Source organism: Clostridium septicum (genome assembly GCF_003606265.1).
GTDB lineage: Bacteria > Bacillota > Clostridia > Clostridiales > Clostridiaceae > Clostridium > Clostridium septicum.
The window spans coordinates 2,324,900-2,344,823 of sequence record NZ_CP023671.1; the positions used below are offsets into that span (position 1 = coordinate 2,324,900).

General features: G+C 28.7%; 21 protein-coding genes. 20 read left to right on the plus strand and 1 reads right to left on the minus strand.

All coding sequences use genetic code 11. The features are described 5' to 3' along the window. Positions 1 to 12: 12 nt before the first annotated feature. The 10 genes from CP523_RS10665 (at position 13) to CP523_RS10710 (ending at position 7,996) form a co-directional block, all read left to right on the plus strand. Positions 13 to 1,461, plus strand: a complete 1,449-nt coding sequence (locus tag CP523_RS10665) for an Rne/Rng family ribonuclease (protein WP_066674149.1) — start codon at positions 13 to 15, stop codon at positions 1,459 to 1,461. A 129-nt stretch (positions 1,462 to 1,590) separates the two neighbouring features. Then, positions 1,591 to 1,902 carry a 50S ribosomal protein L21 gene (rplU, locus tag CP523_RS10670; protein WP_021876524.1) on the plus strand — a complete coding sequence of 104 codons (312 nt, stop codon included), beginning with the start codon at positions 1,591 to 1,593 and terminating at the stop codon, positions 1,900 to 1,902. Between the two features lie 4 nt (positions 1,903 to 1,906). After that, positions 1,907 to 2,293, plus strand: coding sequence for a ribosomal-processing cysteine protease Prp (locus tag CP523_RS10675; protein WP_066674148.1), 387 nt, complete (start codon positions 1,907 to 1,909; stop codon positions 2,291 to 2,293). Further along, a complete protein-coding gene (gene rpmA / locus CP523_RS10680; protein ID WP_066674147.1) occupies positions 2,287 to 2,586 on the plus strand; it encodes a 50S ribosomal protein L27 in 300 nt (99 codons plus the stop codon). Before CP523_RS10675 ends, rpmA begins: the two co-directional genes overlap by 7 nt. 307 nt (positions 2,587 to 2,893) lie before the next feature. Beyond that, complete coding sequence (gene obgE, locus CP523_RS10685; RefSeq protein WP_066674146.1) at positions 2,894 to 4,183, plus strand: GTPase ObgE; 1,290 nt, start codon at positions 2,894 to 2,896, stop codon at positions 4,181 to 4,183. A gap of 11 nt (positions 4,184 to 4,194) precedes the next feature. Further along, positions 4,195 to 4,497, plus strand: a complete 303-nt coding sequence (yhbY, locus tag CP523_RS10690; protein ID WP_066674145.1) for a ribosome assembly RNA-binding protein YhbY — start codon at positions 4,195 to 4,197, stop codon at positions 4,495 to 4,497. A gap of 4 nt (positions 4,498 to 4,501) precedes the next feature. Then, the gene (gene nadD, locus CP523_RS10695) at positions 4,502 to 5,101 is read left to right on the plus strand and encodes a nicotinate-nucleotide adenylyltransferase (RefSeq protein WP_066674143.1); all 600 of its coding nucleotides are present in this window, start codon (positions 4,502 to 4,504) and stop codon (positions 5,099 to 5,101) included. Positions 5,102 to 5,105: 4 nt separating this feature from the next. Further along, on the plus strand, positions 5,106 to 5,672 hold the full coding sequence (yqeK, locus tag CP523_RS10700) for a bis(5'-nucleosyl)-tetraphosphatase (symmetrical) YqeK (protein ID WP_066674141.1): 567 nt from the start codon (positions 5,106 to 5,108) through the stop codon (positions 5,670 to 5,672). A 21-nt stretch (positions 5,673 to 5,693) separates the two neighbouring features. Continuing rightward, complete coding sequence (locus tag CP523_RS10705) at positions 5,694 to 7,046, plus strand: LCP family protein (protein ID WP_120140849.1); 1,353 nt, start codon at positions 5,694 to 5,696, stop codon at positions 7,044 to 7,046. 65 nt (positions 7,047 to 7,111) lie between these two features. After that, complete coding sequence (locus CP523_RS10710; RefSeq protein ID WP_066674137.1) at positions 7,112 to 7,996, plus strand: RluA family pseudouridine synthase; 885 nt, start codon at positions 7,112 to 7,114, stop codon at positions 7,994 to 7,996. Between the two features lie 44 nt (positions 7,997 to 8,040). On the opposite strand, the gene CP523_RS10715 is transcribed toward CP523_RS10710, so the two are convergent. Beyond that, on the minus strand, positions 8,041 to 9,291 hold the full coding sequence (locus tag CP523_RS10715; protein WP_066674135.1) for a D-alanyl-D-alanine carboxypeptidase family protein: 1,251 nt from the start codon (positions 9,289 to 9,291) through the stop codon (positions 8,041 to 8,043). Between the two features lie 157 nt (positions 9,292 to 9,448). On the opposite strand from CP523_RS10715, the gene CP523_RS10720 reads away from it, so the two are divergent. The 10 genes from CP523_RS10720 to CP523_RS10765 all read left to right on the plus strand — a co-directional run bounded on the left by CP523_RS10720 (position 9,449) and on the right by CP523_RS10765 (position 19,923). Next, positions 9,449 to 10,156: a helix-hairpin-helix domain-containing protein gene (locus CP523_RS10720; RefSeq protein ID WP_066674133.1), complete on the plus strand. Its 708-nt coding sequence runs from the start codon at positions 9,449 to 9,451 to the stop codon at positions 10,154 to 10,156. Positions 10,157 to 10,280: 124 nt separating this feature from the next. Beyond that, positions 10,281 to 10,940 carry a hypothetical protein gene (locus CP523_RS10725; RefSeq protein WP_066674131.1) on the plus strand — a complete coding sequence of 220 codons (660 nt, stop codon included), beginning with the start codon at positions 10,281 to 10,283 and terminating at the stop codon, positions 10,938 to 10,940. Between the two features lie 67 nt (positions 10,941 to 11,007). Then, positions 11,008 to 11,358 carry an RDD family protein gene (locus tag CP523_RS10730; RefSeq protein WP_066674129.1) on the plus strand — a complete coding sequence of 117 codons (351 nt, stop codon included), beginning with the start codon at positions 11,008 to 11,010 and terminating at the stop codon, positions 11,356 to 11,358. A 23-nt stretch (positions 11,359 to 11,381) separates the two neighbouring features. Further along, on the plus strand, positions 11,382 to 12,737 hold the full coding sequence (rlmD, locus tag CP523_RS10735) for a 23S rRNA (uracil(1939)-C(5))-methyltransferase RlmD (protein WP_066674122.1): 1,356 nt from the start codon (positions 11,382 to 11,384) through the stop codon (positions 12,735 to 12,737). A 355-nt stretch (positions 12,738 to 13,092) separates the two neighbouring features. Further along, positions 13,093 to 13,908, plus strand: a complete 816-nt coding sequence (locus tag CP523_RS10740) for a MurR/RpiR family transcriptional regulator (protein ID WP_066674121.1) — start codon at positions 13,093 to 13,095, stop codon at positions 13,906 to 13,908. Between the two features lie 346 nt (positions 13,909 to 14,254). Continuing rightward, positions 14,255 to 15,892 (plus strand): ABC transporter substrate-binding protein, encoded by a 1,638-nt coding sequence (locus tag CP523_RS10745; protein WP_066674120.1) that lies wholly within the window; start codon positions 14,255 to 14,257, stop codon positions 15,890 to 15,892. Positions 15,893 to 15,962: 70 nt separating this feature from the next. Next, positions 15,963 to 16,922 (plus strand): ABC transporter permease, encoded by a 960-nt coding sequence (locus CP523_RS10750; RefSeq protein WP_066674119.1) that lies wholly within the window; start codon positions 15,963 to 15,965, stop codon positions 16,920 to 16,922. 9 nt (positions 16,923 to 16,931) lie between these two features. Further along, positions 16,932 to 17,861 carry an ABC transporter permease gene (locus tag CP523_RS10755; protein WP_066674117.1) on the plus strand — a complete coding sequence of 310 codons (930 nt, stop codon included), beginning with the start codon at positions 16,932 to 16,934 and terminating at the stop codon, positions 17,859 to 17,861. Between the two features lie 12 nt (positions 17,862 to 17,873). Continuing rightward, the gene (locus tag CP523_RS10760) at positions 17,874 to 18,914 is read left to right on the plus strand and encodes an ABC transporter ATP-binding protein (protein WP_066674109.1); all 1,041 of its coding nucleotides are present in this window, start codon (positions 17,874 to 17,876) and stop codon (positions 18,912 to 18,914) included. 55 nt (positions 18,915 to 18,969) lie between these two features. Then, the gene (locus tag CP523_RS10765; RefSeq protein WP_083089395.1) at positions 18,970 to 19,923 is read left to right on the plus strand and encodes an ABC transporter ATP-binding protein; all 954 of its coding nucleotides are present in this window, start codon (positions 18,970 to 18,972) and stop codon (positions 19,921 to 19,923) included. The last annotated feature ends 1 nt before the right edge of the window (position 19,924 follow it).

The window sequence follows — 19,924 nt, forward strand, 5'->3', positions numbered from 1 at the left end:
GAAGTGTGATTTATGAAAAAGATATTCATCGAGAGGAAAAGAAATCTTTTAAGGATAGCTATACAGGATAAAGGAAGATTATCAGAGTGTTTTGTTGAGGAGTATTCTTTAGATCCTCAAATAGGAGAAATATATAAGGGACGTGTTAAAAATATAGTTCCAGCTATTAATTCAATCTTTGTAGATATTGGGTTATCTAAGGAAGGATATATGTATTTAAGCAATGAGCTTAAAGGTAAAGGAATAAAAAAAGGCGATGAAATTTTAGTTGAAGTAGTTAAAGAACCATTAAATAACAAAGGTGCAAAGTTAACATCAAAAGTAAGTGTTTCAGGGAAGTTTATGGTTATAACCTTAGGTGGAAGCGGAATTAGCTTTTCAAAAAGAATAACAGATTATAAAGAAATAAATAGATTAAAAGACTTTATTACTCCATTAGATGGATATGAATTATTATTAAGAACTAATTCAGTTAATGCAACGAAAAATCAGTTAGAAGAAGAGCAAAAAGCTTTAATTGAAAAAATAGATTGTATAAAAAGAAAATTATTTTATAGTTTAAAACTTGGAAAAGTATATGGCGAAAATATAATTTTAAATAAGGTTTTAAGGGATAAGGTAGATGATGAAGCTGAGATAATAGTAGATAATGAGGATGACTATAATCAAGTAATGGAGTATTTTAAAAATAATGAAGATATAAAAATATTCTTATTTAATGAAAACAGAGGATTATTTCATTATTATGATATAGAAAAAGAAATATTAAAACTTAGGCATAATAAAGTTAATTTACCTTGTGGTGGAAATATTGTTATTGATAAAACTGAAGCTATGTATGTTATAGATGTAAACTCAGGGAAAAATATAAAAGGTAGATCTTTTGAAAAAACAATATTAGAAACTAATGTAGAAGCAGCAAATGAGATAGGACGTCAAATAAGACTTAGAAATTTAAGTGGAATAATAGTGATAGACTTTATAGATGTAAGAAATAAATTACATAAAGCTATAATAATGGATGAATTAAAGAAATCATTATCACCTGATAAAGGCAATGTAAGAATATTTCCATTTACAGAATTAGATTTAGTTCAAATATCAAGAAAAAGAATAGGAAAGTCAATTTATAATTATTTGGATGAATCTTGCAAAAGATGTAAAGGGCAAGGCGAAGTTTTAAAAATATCATATATAGAAAATTTATTGGAAAATGAAATTATTAAATGCAATGAAGAGAATTCAATAAATGATTTTTATATAGAGTTAGATAAAAATTATCAAGAAGAAATAGAAGGTAACATGTTTAACTTTTTAAGGAATATTCAAGGATTAGATAAAGAAATATATTTAAATTTTGTTGATGGAATTGAAGGATATAAAATAGAACCTTTAATATTTAATACACAAAAAGAAAATGTAAAAAAATTTAAAGTTAATGCTTATGAAAAATATGAATAAAAATCTTTACAAGTAACATAATAATATGATAAAATATCAAATGTTAACCGCACATAAGAGGTTTTTTAAAAACAAAGTTTAAACTTTGTACCTTGGTTGGCGAGACCGTAATAAGAGGAGGTGTTTTTAATGTACGCAGTATTAACTACAGGAGGAAAACAATACAGAGTTCAAGAAGGAGACGTAATATACGTTGAAAAACTTAACGCTGAAGTTGACTCAACAGTTGAATTAACAGAAGTTTTAGCTGTTTCAAACGGAGAAACTTTAAAAGTTGGTGCACCAGTTGTAGAAGGAGCTAAGGTTGTAGCTAAGGTTGTTGCTCAAGGCAAAGCTAAGAAGGTAACAGTTTTCAAGTACAAACCAAAGAAGGACTACAGAAAGAAGACTGGACACAGACAACCATACACTAAGTTAGTAATCGAAAAGATCGAAGCTTAATATTATGATTAAGATTACGATATTTAAGAAGGATAACTTAACTCTAGGATTTAAGATTAAAGGTCATGCTTTATCTAGAGAGGAAATGAAGCGTGCAACTGGAGAAGTTTTTGATTTAGTTTGCAATTCAGTTTCAGTATTATCTCAAAGTGCTGTAATAGGTATGGAGGAAGTTTTAAAGCTTCCGGTTAAGTATGAAATTAATGATGGATTTTTAAATATAAATTTATCAAATCTTGACTTAGAAGAAATTAAGAGTGCACAAGTCATTCTTTTAACTTTTGAAAAAAGTTTAGAAAGTTTAATGATGACTCTTAAAACGAGTTTTGGAAAAAACAAAGATAGTGAATATATAAAATTATTGAAAGAGGAGGTGCAAGAGATATGTTAATGATGAACCTTCAATTATTTGCTCACAAAAAAGGGGTAGGTAGCTCAAAGAACGGTAGAGATTCAGAATCAAAGAGATTAGGAGTTAAAGCTGCTGACGGAGAGTTCGTTTTAGCTGGAAACATTCTAGTTAGACAAAGAGGAACAAAGATTCACCCAGGAACTAACGTAGGTAAGGGTGGAGATGATACTCTATTTGCTAAAGAAGACGGAATCGTAAGATTCGAAAGAATGGGTAGAGACAAGAAAAAGGTTAGCATTTACCCAGTAAATGTTGAAGAAATAGCAGAATAATATTATTTTTTCATAAAGCACCCTAAAATTAGGGTGCTTTCTTTTGTTAATTTGCTATAGAGAGTTAATAATGAATAATGAATAATTAGTAATGAATAAGTTTTAAAATATTTAAGAGATGTTCTTATAAACATTAAAAGTTTTATCTTAAATTATTTATCATTCATTATTAATTATTAATAAAGTGATATAATCACTTTATTTCTTTATGGTATAATAAACATTATAAAATAATGGGATAATATAAAGATGAGAATTTATATTATTACGTGTAATTAAAAGTTATTACAGAAAGATAGGTGAGTATATGTTTATAGATAAGGCCAAAGTATTTGTTAAATCTGGAGATGGTGGTAATGGTTGTGTTTCTTTTAGAAGAGAAAAATACGTACCGTTAGGTGGACCAGATGGAGGAGATGGAGGAAAAGGTGGAAGTGTCATATTCAAGGTTGATACAGGACTAACTACACTTTTAGACTTTAAGTATAAAAAGAAATTCATAGCTCAAGCAGGTGGAAAAGGTGAAGGATCTAAGTGCTATGGTAAAGATGGAGAAGACCTTTACATAAATGTTCCTATGGGAACAATAATAAGAGACTTTGAAACAAACAAAGTAATAGCTGACCTTTCACATAAAGATGATGTATTTGTTCTTGCAAGAGGTGGAAAAGGCGGAAAAGGTAACTGTAAGTTCTGTACACCAACAAGACAGGCGCCACACTTTGCAGAACCAGGAATGCCAGGGGAAGAAAGATGGATAACTTTAGAATTGAAATTATTAGCAGATGTAGGATTAGTTGGATTCCCTAATGTAGGTAAATCAACTTTACTTTCAACAGTAACTGCAGCAAAACCTAAGATAGCTAACTATCACTTTACAACTTTAAAACCAAATTTAGGGGTAGTAAAGGTTGAAGGAATAAATGCGTTCGTTATGGCAGATATACCAGGTATTATTGAAGGTGCTTCAGAAGGTATAGGATTAGGATTAGAATTCTTAAGACATATAGAAAGAACTAGATTATTAATCCACGTTGTAGATATCTCAGGAATAGAAGGAAGAGATGCTATAGAAGATTTTATAAAGATAAATGAAGAACTTAAAAAATATTCAGTAAAATTATGGGATAGACCGCAAATAGTTGTAGCTAATAAGGCAGATATGCTTTTTGATGAAGAAGTCTTTGAAAACTTTAAAAAGAAAGTAAATGAACTAGGATTTGATAAAGTATTTAAAATGTCAGCAGCAACTAAAGCTGGAGTTGAAGATGTAATTAAAGAAGCAGGAAGAATGCTTTCAGAAATTCCAATAATAGATTTAGAAATTCCAGAAGAAGAAAGATTTATACCAGAAGAAAAGAAATTTACTTATGAAATATCTATTGAAGACGGTGAGGATGATAATAAAGTATATGTTGTTACAGGTTCATTTGTCGATAGATTATTAAACTCTGTAAATATCCATGACGCAGATTCATTAAGATACTTCCATAAAGTTTTAAGAAATAAAGGCGTATTAGATGAGATAAGAGAGATGGGAATAAAAGACGGAGATATGGTTAGACTTAACGACTTTGAGTTTGAATATATATTATAGGAGGAGAAACTATGTTAACAGGAAAACAGAGAGCTTACTTAAGAGGATTAGCTAATGGTATGGATCCTATATTTCAATTAGGAAAGAATGGAATAGAAGAAACTTTTTTGAAGCAAATAGAGGAAGCGCTAGAAGCTAGAGAACTAATAAAAATAAAAGTTTTAGAAAATAGTGGATTAGAAACAAGAGAAGCTTCAAATTATATTTGTGAAAAAATAGGATGTGAAGGAATTCAAGCTATAGGAAGTAAAATGGTCTTATATAAAAAGTCATTAAAAAAACCTAAAATTGAATTACCAATAACAAAAAGATAGATAGATGAAAAGAATCGGCATAATAGGAGGAACCTTTAATCCTATTCATTTGGCTCATTTATATATAGCATATGAGGCAAAACACCAACTAAATTTAGATAAGGTGATATTTATGCCAGCAGGGAGCCCACCACATAAGGATACCAATGGTATCCTTATGGCTCCCTTAAGGTATGATATGGTTAAATTAGCTATAGCTTCTTATAAAGATTTTCAAATAAGTGATTATGAGATAAAGAAACAAGGATATAGTTATACATTTGAAACATTACAGTATCTAAGTTCTCCAGATAATCGTTTATTTTTTATAACAGGTGCGGATTGTTTAATGGATATAGAAAAATGGAAAGAACCGGAAAAAATATTTTTAAATTGTAAGTTTATTGTTTTTAATAGGTCGGGATATAATAAGAAACTATTATTAGAACAGAAAAATAAAATAGAGAAGAAATATGATACAAAGATTAGTTTTTTAGATACTATTGATTTGGAGATATCCTCTTCTATGATTAGACAAAGAATAAAAGAAGATAAAAGAGTAGATTTTTTCTTACCTAAAGAGGTATTGGATTTTATAAAGAGAAATCAACTATATAAGGGGTGAGGGTATGTATGATGTAAATGAGATTAAAAATTATCTTAAAAATAATTTAGTAGAAAGTAGATTTAATCATACTTTAGGTGTAGTTGAGACATCAATAAAGCTTGCAAAAATAAATGATGTAGATTTAAATAAGGCTAAAATTGCAGCTTTAATTCATGATGTTGCTAAAAATAAAACAGTAGATGAAATGAAAAAAATAATAGATGAGAATAAAATAAAACTATCATATGATGAAGAGAATACTCCAGAATTATGGCATAGTATAATTGCTCCAATCATAGGGAGAGAAGTTTTTAATATAGATGATGAAGAAATTTTAAGTGCAGTAAGGTGGCATACAACTGGTAAAGAAAATATGTCTACCTTAGATAAGATAGTATATATAGCTGACATGATTGAGCCTAACAGAAGATTTCCAGGTGTGGAAAAAATAAGAAGTACAGCTTTTAAAAATCTTGATGAAGGGATTTTAATGGCTTTAACACATACTACTAGGTATTTATTAGACAAAGGTTTCACAATAGATATTAATAGTATTAAAGCAAGAAATTATTTGCTTTTAAATAAATAAAAAGTAGAGGAATGTTTTGGAATGGGGAAAAGAAAAAGGGAAGTAGATAATCCGGTTGCAAGAAAGAAAAGCTTAAAAAATGAACACTTAAGAAAAAAGAAAATGAGAATACAACAAAAAAGAAGAAAAATTAAAAGAAGTATAATGGCATTTATTATTCTTCTTTTAATTTTAGTTATAGGTGGAGGAATATATATATATTCTTTTTTAGCAGGACTAAATAATCATACTACTCTTTCAAAACCTTTAACACCAGGGTGGAATGAACCTGTAAATATACTAATAGTTGGAATGGATATTGGAGATACAGAAAATCTAGAAAATAAAGCTGGCAGAAGAACAGATAGTATAATGGTTTTAAACTATAATCCATCTACTAAAAAGGTTCATTTAGTATCAGTTCCTAGAGATACTATGATTGAAGTTGATGCATATGTAGACGATGGGCAATATCAAAGGTATTGGAAAATAAATGCTGCTTACACTTTAGGTGGTGAAGAAGAATTAATAAAACATATTCAAAATTTGCTTGATGTAAAGATTAACTATATGGTAGAAATAGACTATAAAGCATTTAGAAATTTAGTGGATGCTGTAGGTGGAGTTGATATGTATATAGATCAAGATATGTTTTATGATGATGATGTCCAAAACCTACATATAAGGTTTAATGCAGGAGAAAATGTTCACTTAGATGGACAAAAAGCAGAAGAGTTCTTCAGATGGAGAAAGAATAATGATGGAACAGGTCTTATTAATGGTGATATAGATAGAATTAAAAATCAGCAAAAGTTTATTAGTAAGCTAGTTGAGAAGTGTCTTACACCTTCAATAATATTTAAAGTACCTGATATTTTAAAATCTATTAGTGACAATGTAGATACAAATCTAACTGCTAATAGAATGTTATCCTTAGGATTAAGCATATTAAGACTTAAACCTGAAGATATAATAATGACCAGTTTAAAAGGTGAATTTCAAGAGATTTACAGGCAAGATTATTTAATAGTTGATAAAAAAGATAATATAGAATTAATAAACTCACTATCATCTTCTGAATTATCAAATGATTCTATTGCTACATCAAAGAAAAAAGAGGACATTAAAATTATGGTGTTAAATGGAACAAAGGTTAATGGATTAGCAGGGAACTTGCAGACAAAATTAAATGAATCAGGGTATACTTCAGTTGATGTGGGTAATTCGTTAGAACCTAGAGATAAAAGTGTAATACAGACTAATGATAAAGAGATTAGGAATTTATTAAAAAATGATACAGATATAAGCAAGACGGAAAAACTTACGAATGAGCAGTATGAGAGTTATGATGTAGTAATAATTCTTGGTAATGATTACAATCTATTTGGAGATTAAAGATATCTATGTAAAAAAGGGTAGAAGGTCTAATGATTTTCTACCTTTAACATTAGGAGGAAATGATGAGCACTATAAAAAAGACTGTTATAAAGGATTTCGAAGGAAGAAAAATAAGAGAATATTTAAAAGAGGAGCTAGGACTATCATCTAGATTAATAAAAGGCGCAGCTATAGATAAAAGAATATTCGTAAATAATAAAGCTGTAAAAATGAATTATGTTTTAAAAGAAAATGAAGAAGTTCTTATTAATTTATGTAAAGAAGAAAGTCAAAATATTACACCAGAGCCAATGGATTTAGATATAGTATATGAAGATGAAGATATAATAGTAATAAATAAGAGACCTAATATGGTAGTACACCCTACTAAAAGATATCAATCAGGAACTCTTGCAAATGGTTTACTATATTACTTTAAGGAGACTAATCAAAAGTGTATAGTTAGATTAGTTAGTAGACTTGATATGGATACTTCTGGATTGATAATAGTAGCAAAAAATCAATATGCTCATATGGAGTTATCAAAAGATATGAGTCAAAATAATATAGAAAAAAGATATTTATCTGTAGTACATGGTAATTTAGAAAATATGGAAGGAACTATTGATTTACCTATATATAGGCCAGAAGGAGAAGGGGTAATAGGGAGAGTAATAGATGAAAGGGGACAGAGAAGTATAACACATTATAAAGTGGTTAAAAGGTTAGCAGATAGAGATGTGGTAGAATGCTTATTAGAAACAGGAAGAACACATCAAATAAGAGTACATTTAAAAGCTTTAGGACATCCTATATATGGCGATACATTATATGGATATGAGGAAGATTCTGAAATAATTGGAAGACAGGCTTTACATGCGTATGGTTTAGATTTTAAGTCTCCAAGGACTAAAAAAAGTTTATCATTAAGAGCAGAATTACCTGAAGATATAAAAAAACTTATATAATTAACTAAAGAAAGTAAAAGGATGAGACACATAGTTTCATCCTTTTACTTTCTTTGTCTCTTCTTTTTTATTATTTTTAATATAAAAAGTAGGAATAAAATTATAATTAAAAATGTAAAACTAGCTATAAGTAGTTTAGGCTTGTCTTCTTTTAGTTTTTGTAAGTATTCACTAACTTTGACCTTAAAAGAATAATCTCTGTCAATTCCGCTTGATAAATCAATTTTAGCAAAATCTTTATTATTAACTAGAATTGATGAATTAAATAATAAATCGCCTTTATTTATTGTTTTTTTACTAATATCTCTATTCTCATAAGTAACAGATACAATAGGCTTAGGATCAGACTTAGATTGAGTAAAATAAACATCAGTAGTTGCTAAGAGTGGAATAGTAATATTATCGTTAATTTTATATTCAGATAGCTTTTCACCCTTGGATACTATTTTCGTAGTTTGAAAATTATCAAATCCGTATTGAAATAATTCACCTACATTTCTAAATTGAGTATCTTTATCAGTTGCATTTAAAAACGAAGCAATTAATACTTGATCCCCTTTTTTAGCAACAGAAGTATAGGTATGATTTGCCTCAGGTGTATATCCTGTTTTACCAGAAACAGCATATTCATAATAATAAGGTGAATTTGGATTTATACAATGATTTTTGTTATTTGCCCATTTTTCACTACCATCAAAATTAGGATTATTTTTAAAAATATAGTATGGAGTTCTTGAAATTTCTAGAAAATCCTTATTATTATATGCTGTTTTCATAATTAATGATAAATCATAAGCAGTAGTTACATGACCTTCCTCATGTAATCCACTAGGATTCTTAAAAACCGTATTGTTAGCACCAAGTTCTTTAGCTTTTTTAGTCATTAATTTTCCGAAAGCTTCATTTGATCCAGATATATGCTCAGCTAAAGCTTCGGCAGCATCATTACCAGATTCTAAAAGCAATCCAAGCAAGAGTTCTTTAACTGTATAAACTTCTCCTTTAGCTACACCTATAATAGTTCCATCAACTTCAGGGGGGTTACTTCCTATAGTAACTTTATCATCTAATTTACAATTTTCTAAGGTTATTAAGGCTGTCATTACTTTAGTAGTTGAAGCAGGCTCATATTTAGTATTAGGATTTTTAGAGTATATAATTTCACCTGTAGTTCCATCCATTAAAACAACTCCTTCAGCTTCAAGAGTAGGAACTGCTTCAGCACTAGTAGTATAAACATTAAAATTTATAAAAAATATTAATGTTAGTAAAGAGGTTACAATAAATTTTTTCATAATCAATCTCCCAATATGCAAAAAAAATTATTAATATTTTTATTTTAGCAAAAATACCAAGAATATTCCACTTTAACATATTAATTAATTCATGTATTGAATTAATTTATATAAATAATGTTAATAATTATAAAAAATATATAAGGTGAGGAATGCAATGAAAAAAATTAATATTAAATATTTAAAGTCATTTAATTTATATAATTATAAAAAATTTATAGGGATTTTAATTTTATTAATTATATCAATTACATTTATTTTTCTAAAATATGATGATAATAAAAATAAAGTATTTAAAGATGAGTATATGAAAGAAATATTTGTAGAGGAAAACATTGATGAATTGGAGAAAGAAGATATACCTAGTAATTCAGAAGTAGTTTCTAATAATATTAAAGAAAATAATTCAACAGATGTAGTAGTGGAGATTAAAGGGGAAGTGAAGAAACCCGATGTTTATACATTAAAAGATGGTAGTATTATAAAAGATTTAATAGATATTGCAGGTGGAATAACAGAAAACGGAGATATTTCTATGATAAATAGGGCAGATATTCTCAAAAATCACCAATTAATAATAGTCCCTAATATAAATGATAAAAAAGAACAGGGGGACGGAGTTAAGGTAATAGGAGCTGAATTGCAGAGTAATTTAAATAGTAGTAATACACATAGCAAAGTAAACATAAATACAGCTGATATAAATGAGCTTAAAACTATAAAGGGAATTGGAGATTCGAAAGCAGAAAATATTATAAAATATAGAGAAGTAAATGGTGCTTTTAAAAGTATAGATGAAATTAAACAAGTAACTGGAATAGGGGATAAGATTTTTGAAAATATGAAAGATCAAATAACTATTTAGATACCTTGATTATGAGTTTTATGTGACAATTATATGTCAAAGTCTTTTAATATACTGGGTTAGATGTTATAATTAAATAAATTTAGGATAGAATAACATAAGAATAAATCCTATGGAGGTAAAAATGTCAACAAAAATAATTAGTTGTTTATTAAGTGGAATCTTAGTAATGTCTTTAGTTTCATGTAGTAGTGAACCAGAAAAAAAAGTTAAAGAGTCAAAACCAAAAGCTGCAGTAGAAGAAAAACAATTAGAAGGTAAATGGGCAAAGAACTACTCAAAGGATGAGGTAACAAAATTAAATAATGAAATACTTACAAGAATTGAAGAAAAAACTGAGCTTTTTGAATTAGAATATGAGAAAAAAGAAGAAGTTAAAGAAGAAAATGGAGAGACTGTAAATTCAAATTATATATATGTAGATAATTTGAATCCAGAACCTAACAGATTAGAAAGCATGTATTATGGTTTTAAAGTATATGGTTCTGATATGTCAAAAGGGCAACTTATATTAAAAATAGGATTTAATTTAGATAAGAAAATAATAAAAGAAGAGGGAGAATTTGATTTTGGATCAACATCAATAGCTGAGTATTCACAGGATATGACAGGTGTTGAAGATCGAGATTATAGTGATTTAAATCAAAAAATCTATGATATAATAAAGGGCGAAAAAGCAGAAGGTACCATAGAAAATAACTTGGATGGTTTATTAGAAACAATATCTATAAAAGATAATATTTTATTGTATAAGTTAGAGTCAAAGAAATACAATTTTAAATAGAAAGTTAAATTATTTTTTATATATTCAATTGTCTTAAATGAAAATAGGGAAATGGGAGGAAAAAAGTTTGTTAGATAAAGAAAATTCAAATATTAACGAAGAAATAATAAATGTTGAAAATAATGAAGAGATAACAGTAGAAGAAATATTGGTAGAAAACATTGTTAAAAAAGAATCTAAAAATATGACAATAATTAAGAAGCTATTAGTTGGTGTAATAGATCAAATAATAATTTTTGCTGCATCATTATTAACATTAATAGTTTTTGATTTCTTATTAAAATTGATTGGATTATTTGTAGCAGAAAGAGAGCCCGTATTTTTAATTATTTATGCTTTACTTAATGTTATATATATTCCAATTTGTGAAGGAACAAGATTAAGAAAGACAATAGGAAAGAAAATATTATTTAAGTAAATCATAAGAAGTAGGAGAAAAACATGAGAAGAGGTAGTGCACTACAAGTTAAAATAGAAAAGACAGAGTTTCCATCAGTAGGTATAGGTACAGTTGGAGACAAAAAAATATTTGTAAAAGGAGCATTTCCAGGGCAAATAGTTACAGGAAAAGTAAAAAAAAGAAGGCAAGAATATGCAGAGTTAAAGCTTTTATCAGTTGATGAAAAAGCTGATTATGAAATAGAAGCGCCATGTAAATACTTTGGAATTTGTGGTGGATGTAGCTCACAAAATCTTACTTATGAAAAACAATTAGAACTTTTAAATGGTGAAGTAAAGAATCTTTTCGAAAAAGGAAATGCTCCTATGGGAGAGTATTTAGGTGTTGTTGGAAGTAAGAATCAATGGGAGTATAGAAATAAAATGGAATTCACCTTTGGAGACTTTGAAAAAGGTGGAGAACTTACACTTGGAATGCACATGAAAGGAAAATCATTTGGTATTATTACAGTTGATAATTGTATGATAGTAGATGAAGACTTTAGAACTGTTATAAAAGCAACTGTTGATTACTTTAAAGATAAGGAATTACCTTATTATAGAGTAATGAGAAGAGAAGGTTACTTAAGGCATTTAGTAATAAGAAAAGCTATTAATACAGGAGAATTAATGGTTAATTTAGTAACTACAACTCAAATTGACTTTGATTTAACTGAGTACGTAGAAGTATTAAAAAGTAGAATTTATAAAGGGCAATTAGTTTCTGTATTACACACAGAAAATGATTCTTTCTCAGATGCAGTTGTGCCAGAAAAAGTGAATTTATTATATGGAAAAGATTATATAGTAGAAAATTTATTAGGATTAAAATTTAAAATATCACCATTTTCATTCTTCCAAACTAATACACAAGGGGCAGAAAGTCTTTATAGTATAGTAAGAGATTTTATGGGAGAATCTTCTGATAAGGTAGTATTTGACTTATATTGTGGAACAGGAACTATAGGACAAATAGCAGCAGCAAATGCTAAAAAGGTTATAGGTATAGAACTTATAGAAGAAGCTGTTGAAGCAGCAAAGGAAAATGCTAAATTAAATGGATTAAACAATTGTGAGTTTTTAGCTGGTGATGTAGGAGAGATAATAAAAACTATAAAAGTGAAACCAGATATAATTATATTAGATCCTCCAAGAAGTGGGGTTCATCCTAAGGCTTTAGAATATGTAATAAAATTTAATGCAAAAGAGATAATTTATGTTTCATGTAATCCTAAAACATTAGTTGAAAATTTAGAAACATTAGTTGCCTCAGGTTATGAGGTAATAAAGAGTACTGTTAAGGATATGTTCCCTAACACACCACATGCGGAGACTGTTGTTAAACTTATAAAGAAGTAGATAATATTTTAATAAGTATATAAAAAATTAAACTTAAAATAGGATTTGAAAAGAGTTGGGCAAAATAATTGTTTAACTCTTTTTATTTTTAGATTTTAGTAGATTGTATTTTAATTATTACAATAAAATGGTAATATTAAGTTAAAAAATAAAAAATATTCTGAATTTATAAAGCGAGGCATAAGTAGATATTTAAGAACAAATATTTTATATATAAAATTCTATTGCTCAAAAAATAAGAAAACATAATATAATAAAAATAAGAATGATTAATTTATATTAAAAATTAACAAAAACTTACATTTAGATAACTATAAGTTTTTAGTAAATAATGAAAGGAGAAAAAGGTATTATTATGAAATATATATCTATTATAGAATCTTGTTATCCTTCACTAAGCAAATCAGAAAAAAAAGTTGCAGATTATATTTTAGCTGAAAAAGGAAATATAATATATGAAACTTTGTTAGAGATTTCTAAAAAAATAAATGTTGGTGAAGCTACTATACTTAGGTTTGTAAAAAAAATAGGATTTAATGGATTTCAAGATTTAAAGCTCCAAATAGCCAAAGATGATAAACCTGAGAATAAAAGTTATCATGAAAATTATATGGATTCCATTGCTAACAATATGACTAGCACTATATTAAATACAAAAAAAGTACTAGATATCCAGCAATTAAATTTATCCATTAAATTAATTGAAGAAAGTGATAGGTTATTTTTTTATGGAGTTGGAGCGTCTGGATTAGCTGCTTATGAAGCTCAAAGTAGATTTGTTAGAATGGGGAAAATAGGAACTTCAATAACGGATAGTCATTTTCAGTTGATGTATTCTTCTTTATGTAATGGAAATGATGTCATAATAGCATTAAGTTTATCAGGATATACTAAAGATATGATAGACTCCTTAACTGTGGCGAAAAAGCAAAATGCTAAAATAATAGCTATAACTAATTATGCATTATCACCTATTGCACAAATAGCTGATTGTTTATTGTTAACTGCAGGAAAAGAAAATTTACTAGATGGTGGATCTTTAATAAGTAAAATATCTCAGCTTTATGTAATAGATTTGTTATGTACAGGCTATGCATTATTAAATAAAGATGATGTATTAGATATAAAAGAAAAAACAGCAGAACTATTAATAGGTAAATTAGCAACATAACAAAAAGCATGTTTTAAATTCTATAGAATTTAAAACATGCTTTTTGTTATTTTATATATAGATTATATGTATACAATAAATGTAAATAAAAGTATTAAATTTACACAAATAAAATAATTTATAAAATATATCTAAATATTAAGAAAATTTTAACGATTTATTAAAAAAATAATAACTAAATAATAAAATACATAAATTACATAATTTACAAAGAAAAACGTTTACAGTAATTATCCTTAATGTTATAATCAAGACATTAAATGAAGTTTAACTCCAAAAAACAAAAGATTAAATGGAGTAAAAATTTAATTTATGATTTTTATTAGAGTAAAATGGAGGGAGTATTATGATTAAAAAGGTTGTTAGCTGTGTTCTTGTTGCTGCTATGGCTTTATCGTTAGTTGCTTGTGGTGGTAATAAAGGTAGTGGATCATCTAGCTCAGGCGAATCAAAAATAATGTATTCAAATGGAGGACCGGTAGAGTTTTTTGAAACTCCTTGGTTAAATCCAGGAGTATCCACATATTCAAAGGTATTATATGATCACTTAATTGTAGCTGATGCTGATTTAAAGCCAAGTAAGGGACAACTTGCTAAAGAGTACAAGCTAAGTGATGATGGAAAAGAATTAGTATTTGATCTAAGAGATGATATCTATTGGCATGATGGGGAAAAAATAACTCCTCAAGATATAAAATGGAGTATTGAATATTCTATGAAAACTGCAGTTACTAATCCTGTATTTTTAAGTACATTCAAAGCCATAAAGGGTACAGAAGATTACTTAGCTGGAAATACAAAAGAAGTTTCTGGAATAGTAATTGATGGAAATAAGATAACACTTACTTTTGATAAGGTTGCACCAGATGCATTATTGACATTTACACAATTCGCACCATTACCTGAAAAATACTTTGAAGGTGTAGATCCATTAAAGTTCCAACAAGCAGAATATTTCCAAAAGCCAATTGGCTCAGGTCCATTTAAAATAAAAGAAGTTAAAATGAATGATTATACAACATTAGAACCATTTGAAAAATATTATAATGGTGTTGCAGATTACACAATCCATCTAACACCAAGTCCTGGAGATAGTGATGCTAATTTGGTTAATAATGCTAAATCAGGATTATTAGATTATGGATATACAAAGAATGTTGCTGATGTAAAAGCGTTAAAAGAAACAGATAGTGTGAAATTAAGTAAAGTAGATGTAAGGTATACACGTTTATTTTATGTAAATAAATTTAACAAACCTAATGGATCAAAATCACCATTAGCAGATCCAAAGGTTCGTCAAGCAATTAGATACGCAATTGATATGAAAACTATTGGGGAAAATTTATTTGATGGAACTATAATTCCAGCAAATAGCTTAACTCCAAATGGAGCAGATAAGGTAGATGGTTTAAATAATTATGATTTTAATCCAGAAAAAGCAAAAGAATTATTAAAAGAAGCTAATTGGGATGAAAACTATACATTAGAAGTGGTTTATTACTATACAGATCAATTAACAGTAGATCTTATGACATCAATTCAATCTTACTTAAAAGAAGTAGGTATTAAGATGAACTTTAAATTAGTAGAAGGAGATTTAGCTACTATTCTTTGGAAGGCACCTGAGGATCAAACAAACGGACCAAGTGCAGTAGATTGGGATTTAGCTTATGCAGCTAATGCAGCACTTTCAATGCACGAATACTATGATAGGTACAGAACAGGATCACCATCAAACTCACATACACCAGCAGATGAAACTCTAAATAAATTAATAGATGCAACAAATGTAGTAGATACTGAGGCTCAAAAGAAAGCATATTTTGAATTACAAAAATATGAGAATGAAAACTTATTCTCAATTCCATTATACTATCAACCAATATTCTTAATTGAAAGTAATAAAATTGAAACAGGTATAGAGAAACAAGGTAATCCTCAATTCAACTATGATTGGAATATCCAAAATTGGAAGATAAAATAATGTAGTTTAAATAATGATGTTAAGGGATTGCGTAAAGCAATCCCTTATCTTCAAATCAAGGAGGGACATTATGGTAAAGTTCATAATTAAAAAATTATTAGGATTAATTCCTATGCTTTTGCTTATAACATTTATAATTTATTTAGGACTTGAATTAACTCCAGGAGATGCGGTATCTCACATGATTAGCCCAGAATTATTGGCCAATGCAGATCCAAATAAGTTAGATGAAATACGTGCAGCATATGGTTTAAATGACCCATTTATTTTACGTTATTTTAGATGGCTTGGTGAAATTTTAAGAGGAAATTTTGGATATAGTGTATCTAGTGGGGTTGCTATAAAAGACATACTTAAAGATTTATTACCAGCTACTTTAGAGTTAGCTATAGCGGCATTACTTATATCAACAATACTTGGAAGTCTTTTAGGATTATTTAGTGCTATTCGTCGTGGTACTTTAACAGAAAACTTACTAACTGTAGCAGGTATGATAGGTGTATCAATACCACAATTCTTCTTTGGAATGGTATGTATATTAATTTTTTCATTAAATTTAGGTTGGTTACCAGTAGGTGGACGTATGATGCCAGGGAAAACAGCATTTATAGATCGTTATGAATATTTAATATTACCAGCTCTTGTATTAGGAATATCTCTTACAGCAGGGGTAATGAGATATGCACGTTCAAGTATGTTAGATACTATGAATAAGGAGTATATTCGCACAGCAAGAAGTAAAGGGTTACCTGAATGGAAAGTAAATTTAATTCATGGATTTAGAGTTGCTTTAACACCTGTTATTGTATTAATAGGTTTTAGACTTCCAACTTTAATAGGTGGAGCAGTAATTATAGAAACAGTATTTAGATGGCCAGGAATTGGAAGTGCTTTTGCTACTGCAGTACGTGCTCAAAACTATCCATTAGTTATGATTATAGCATTACTTACAGTTACGGCAGTATTAGTTTCAAGCTTTTTAGTTGACGTATTAACAGCTTTACTTGACCCACGTGTTAAGTTAGATTAGGAGGATAATATGGCAGAAGTAAGAGTTAAAAAAAGTAGATTTGATCGTAAATTAGATAAAATCAGACAGCTAGAAGAAGCAGGAGAGTTAGGAAAGAAAAAAGTAAATCGTTCATTAAGAAAACTTATGAATAATAAGCTAGCTGTTATAGGAATTGTTATATTCGCTATAATTTTATTATCCGCAATATTTGCACCAGTATTAACTAAATATGATCCGTTACAGGTTGACATGGCAAATGTTTTACAAAAGCCATCATCAGAGCACTGGTTTGGAACGGATAAAGTTGGAAGAGATGTTTTCTCAAGAGTCTTATATGGTGGAAGAATATCTATTTTAATTGGACTTGGAAGTGCTTTAGGATGTGCATTCTTTGGAGTTTTATTAGGTTGCTACGGAGGCTATAAAGGTGGTTGGTTTGATAGAATAGTTCTACGTATATCAGAAGTGTTTATGTCATTCCCTCAATTAGTTTTAGTATTAATGTTAGTTTCAATATTAGGACAAAGTTTGACTAACCTTATAATAATATTTATTTTAACTGGATGGGGTAGTGTTTATCGTATGGCACGTGCCAAGATATTATCAATTAGAGAAGAAGAATATGTTCAATCATTAAAAAGTTTTGGATTAAATGACTTCTTAATTTGTTATAAACATATGTTACCAAATGCTATAGGACCAATTGTTGTTAACATAACTTTAAGTACAGCGATGTTTATTTTAGAAGAAGCTTCACTAAGTTTCTTAGGACTTGGAGTTCCTCTTGAAATTGCTACATGGGGAAATATATTAAATGCTTCACAAGATATGTTTACACTACAAAATAATTGGTGGTTATGGTTACCAGTAGGAATTGTAATTTCACTATTTGTTATGAGTATTAACTTCGTCGGAGATGGTCTTCGTGATACAACAGATCCAACACAACAAGGTTAAGGAGGAATAGATATGAAAGACAGACCTATAATTACAGTTAAAAATCTAAAAACTTATTTTTATACTAATCAAAGATGTAACAAAGCTATAAATGGAGTTTCCTTTCAGATAAAAAAGGGAAAGACACTTTGTGTTGTTGGAGAGTCAGGTTGTGGAAAAAGTGTTACTGCATCATCAATTATGCAATTATTACCTAAATTATCCAGAATAGAAGAGGGTGAAATTATATATCATGGTGATAAAGGTGATATTAGAATAGATAAATTAGCTAGAAACGGAAAAGAGATGAGGGGATTAAGAGGAAAAGACATTGCAATGATTTTCCAAGATCCAATGACAGCTTTAAATCCAGTATATACTGTTGGTTATCAAATAGCTGAGAACATATTATGTCATGAAAAGGTATCTAAAAAAGATGCGAAAGCAAGAACTTTAGAATTACTTAAGGATATGGGAATACCTTTCCCAGAACAAAGAATAAATGAGTATCCGCATCAATTTTCAGGTGGTATGCGTCAAAGAGCTATGATAGCAATGGCTATGAGTTGTAATCCAAATGTTTTAATAGCAGATGAACCTACAACTGCATTAGATGTTACAATTCAAGCTCAAATATTTGAACTTATGGACAAACTTAAAAAGGAAAATGATACAGCAATACTTCTTATAACTCATGATATGGGAGTTGTTAGTGAACTTGCAGATGAGGTTGCTGTAATGTATATGGGAAATATTATTGAAAGTGGTTCAGTTGAAGAGATTTTAAGAACGCCTGCTCATCCATATACAGAAGCATTATTAAAATCAATTCCTGTTTTAGGAAAAGGAAAGGATCAGGAATTAAATCCTATTAAAGGATCAACACCAGATCCATATGACAGACCAATTGGATGTCAATTTGCTCCAAGATGCAATTATGCTTGTGACAAGTGTAAGAAAATGCCGGTAGAAGAACTTATAGGAGAAAATCATATGGTCCGCTGCTTTAGACATGAAGAGGTTCTAAAAAACAATCTTAAGAAGAATGAGGAGGTGATGGCAAGTGGAAAATAGAGAAGTTTTATTAGAATTAAAAGGAGCCCAAACACACTTTCCGATTAAGAGTGGAATGTTTAAAAAGCCTACTAAATTTGTTAAAGCAGTAAATGATATAGATTTGACTATTTATAGGGGAGAAACTCTTGGTCTAGTAGGAGAGTCAGGGTGTGGAAAAACTACACTTGGAAAATCAATTCTTCAATTAGTTAAGCCAACTGGTGGAGAAATGATTTATGATTTCAAAGGAGATGTTGGAAAGAAGGATTTAAGAAAATTAGGAGCAAAGGAAATGGATTTAGCTCGTAAGAAAATGCAAATAGTATTCCAAGATCCACATTCGTCATTAAATCCTGCATTTACTATATATCAATCTCTATCAGATCCTCTAAAAAAGTTTGGAGTTAAAGATAAAAATGATAGAAGAATGCTAATTGGAGACATATTAGAAGCGGTTAATATGCGTAGAGAATATATGGATAGATATCCCCATGAATTTTCAGGTGGGCAAAGACAAAGAATTGGTATAGCAAGAGCACTTTGTATTAATCCGGAATTAGTTATTTGTGATGAATCAGTATCAGCACTAGATGTTTCAATTCAAGCTCAAGTTTTAAATTTATTAAAAAAGATTAAAGATGAAAGAAATCTAACTTATATATTTATAACTCATGATTTAAGTGTGGTTGAGTATATTAGTGATAGAATAGCAGTAATGTATTTAGGAAGAATAGTTGAACTTGCAGAAACATCACAGATTTTCTCTAATAATTTACATCCATATACACAAGCTTTACTTTCAGCAATTCCAATTGCTGATTTAGATAAAAAGAAAAAGCGTATAATTTTGGAAGGAGATGTACCAAGTCCTGTTAATCCTCCAGAAGGATGTAATTTCCATCCACGTTGTAAAAAATGTATGGATATTTGTAAAAAAGAAAGGCCTTTGTTAAAAAAATATATTATAGATGGTGAAGAGCATTTCGTTGCATGTCACCTAGCAGAAGAACAATTAAAGGAGAGATAAT

Coding starts and splice junctions, on each gene's coding strand:
- CP523_RS10665 (WP_066674149.1), top strand. CDS start 13: ATGAAAAAGATATTCATCGAGAGGAAAAGAAATCTTTTAAGGATAGCT.
- rplU (WP_021876524.1), top strand. CDS start 1,591: ATGTACGCAGTATTAACTACAGGAGGAAAACAATACAGAGTTCAAGAA.
- CP523_RS10675 (WP_066674148.1), top strand. CDS start 1,907: ATGATTAAGATTACGATATTTAAGAAGGATAACTTAACTCTAGGATTT.
- rpmA (WP_066674147.1), top strand. CDS start 2,287: ATGTTAATGATGAACCTTCAATTATTTGCTCACAAAAAAGGGGTAGGT.
- obgE (WP_066674146.1), top strand. CDS start 2,894: ATGTTTATAGATAAGGCCAAAGTATTTGTTAAATCTGGAGATGGTGGT.
- yhbY (WP_066674145.1), top strand. CDS start 4,195: ATGTTAACAGGAAAACAGAGAGCTTACTTAAGAGGATTAGCTAATGGT.
- nadD (WP_066674143.1), top strand. CDS start 4,502: ATGAAAAGAATCGGCATAATAGGAGGAACCTTTAATCCTATTCATTTG.
- yqeK (WP_066674141.1), top strand. CDS start 5,106: ATGTATGATGTAAATGAGATTAAAAATTATCTTAAAAATAATTTAGTA.
- CP523_RS10705 (WP_120140849.1), top strand. CDS start 5,694: ATGGGGAAAAGAAAAAGGGAAGTAGATAATCCGGTTGCAAGAAAGAAA.
- CP523_RS10710 (WP_066674137.1), top strand. CDS start 7,112: ATGAGCACTATAAAAAAGACTGTTATAAAGGATTTCGAAGGAAGAAAA.
- CP523_RS10715 (WP_066674135.1), bottom strand. CDS start 9,291: ATGAAAAAATTTATTGTAACCTCTTTACTAACATTAATATTTTTTATA.
- CP523_RS10720 (WP_066674133.1), top strand. CDS start 9,449: ATGAAAAAAATTAATATTAAATATTTAAAGTCATTTAATTTATATAAT.
- CP523_RS10725 (WP_066674131.1), top strand. CDS start 10,281: ATGTCAACAAAAATAATTAGTTGTTTATTAAGTGGAATCTTAGTAATG.
- rlmD (WP_066674122.1), top strand. CDS start 11,382: ATGAGAAGAGGTAGTGCACTACAAGTTAAAATAGAAAAGACAGAGTTT.
- CP523_RS10740 (WP_066674121.1), top strand. CDS start 13,093: ATGAAATATATATCTATTATAGAATCTTGTTATCCTTCACTAAGCAAA.
- CP523_RS10745 (WP_066674120.1), top strand. CDS start 14,255: ATGATTAAAAAGGTTGTTAGCTGTGTTCTTGTTGCTGCTATGGCTTTA.
- CP523_RS10750 (WP_066674119.1), top strand. CDS start 15,963: ATGGTAAAGTTCATAATTAAAAAATTATTAGGATTAATTCCTATGCTT.
- CP523_RS10755 (WP_066674117.1), top strand. CDS start 16,932: ATGGCAGAAGTAAGAGTTAAAAAAAGTAGATTTGATCGTAAATTAGAT.
- CP523_RS10760 (WP_066674109.1), top strand. CDS start 17,874: ATGAAAGACAGACCTATAATTACAGTTAAAAATCTAAAAACTTATTTT.
- CP523_RS10765 (WP_083089395.1), top strand. CDS start 18,970: ATGTTTAAAAAGCCTACTAAATTTGTTAAAGCAGTAAATGATATAGAT.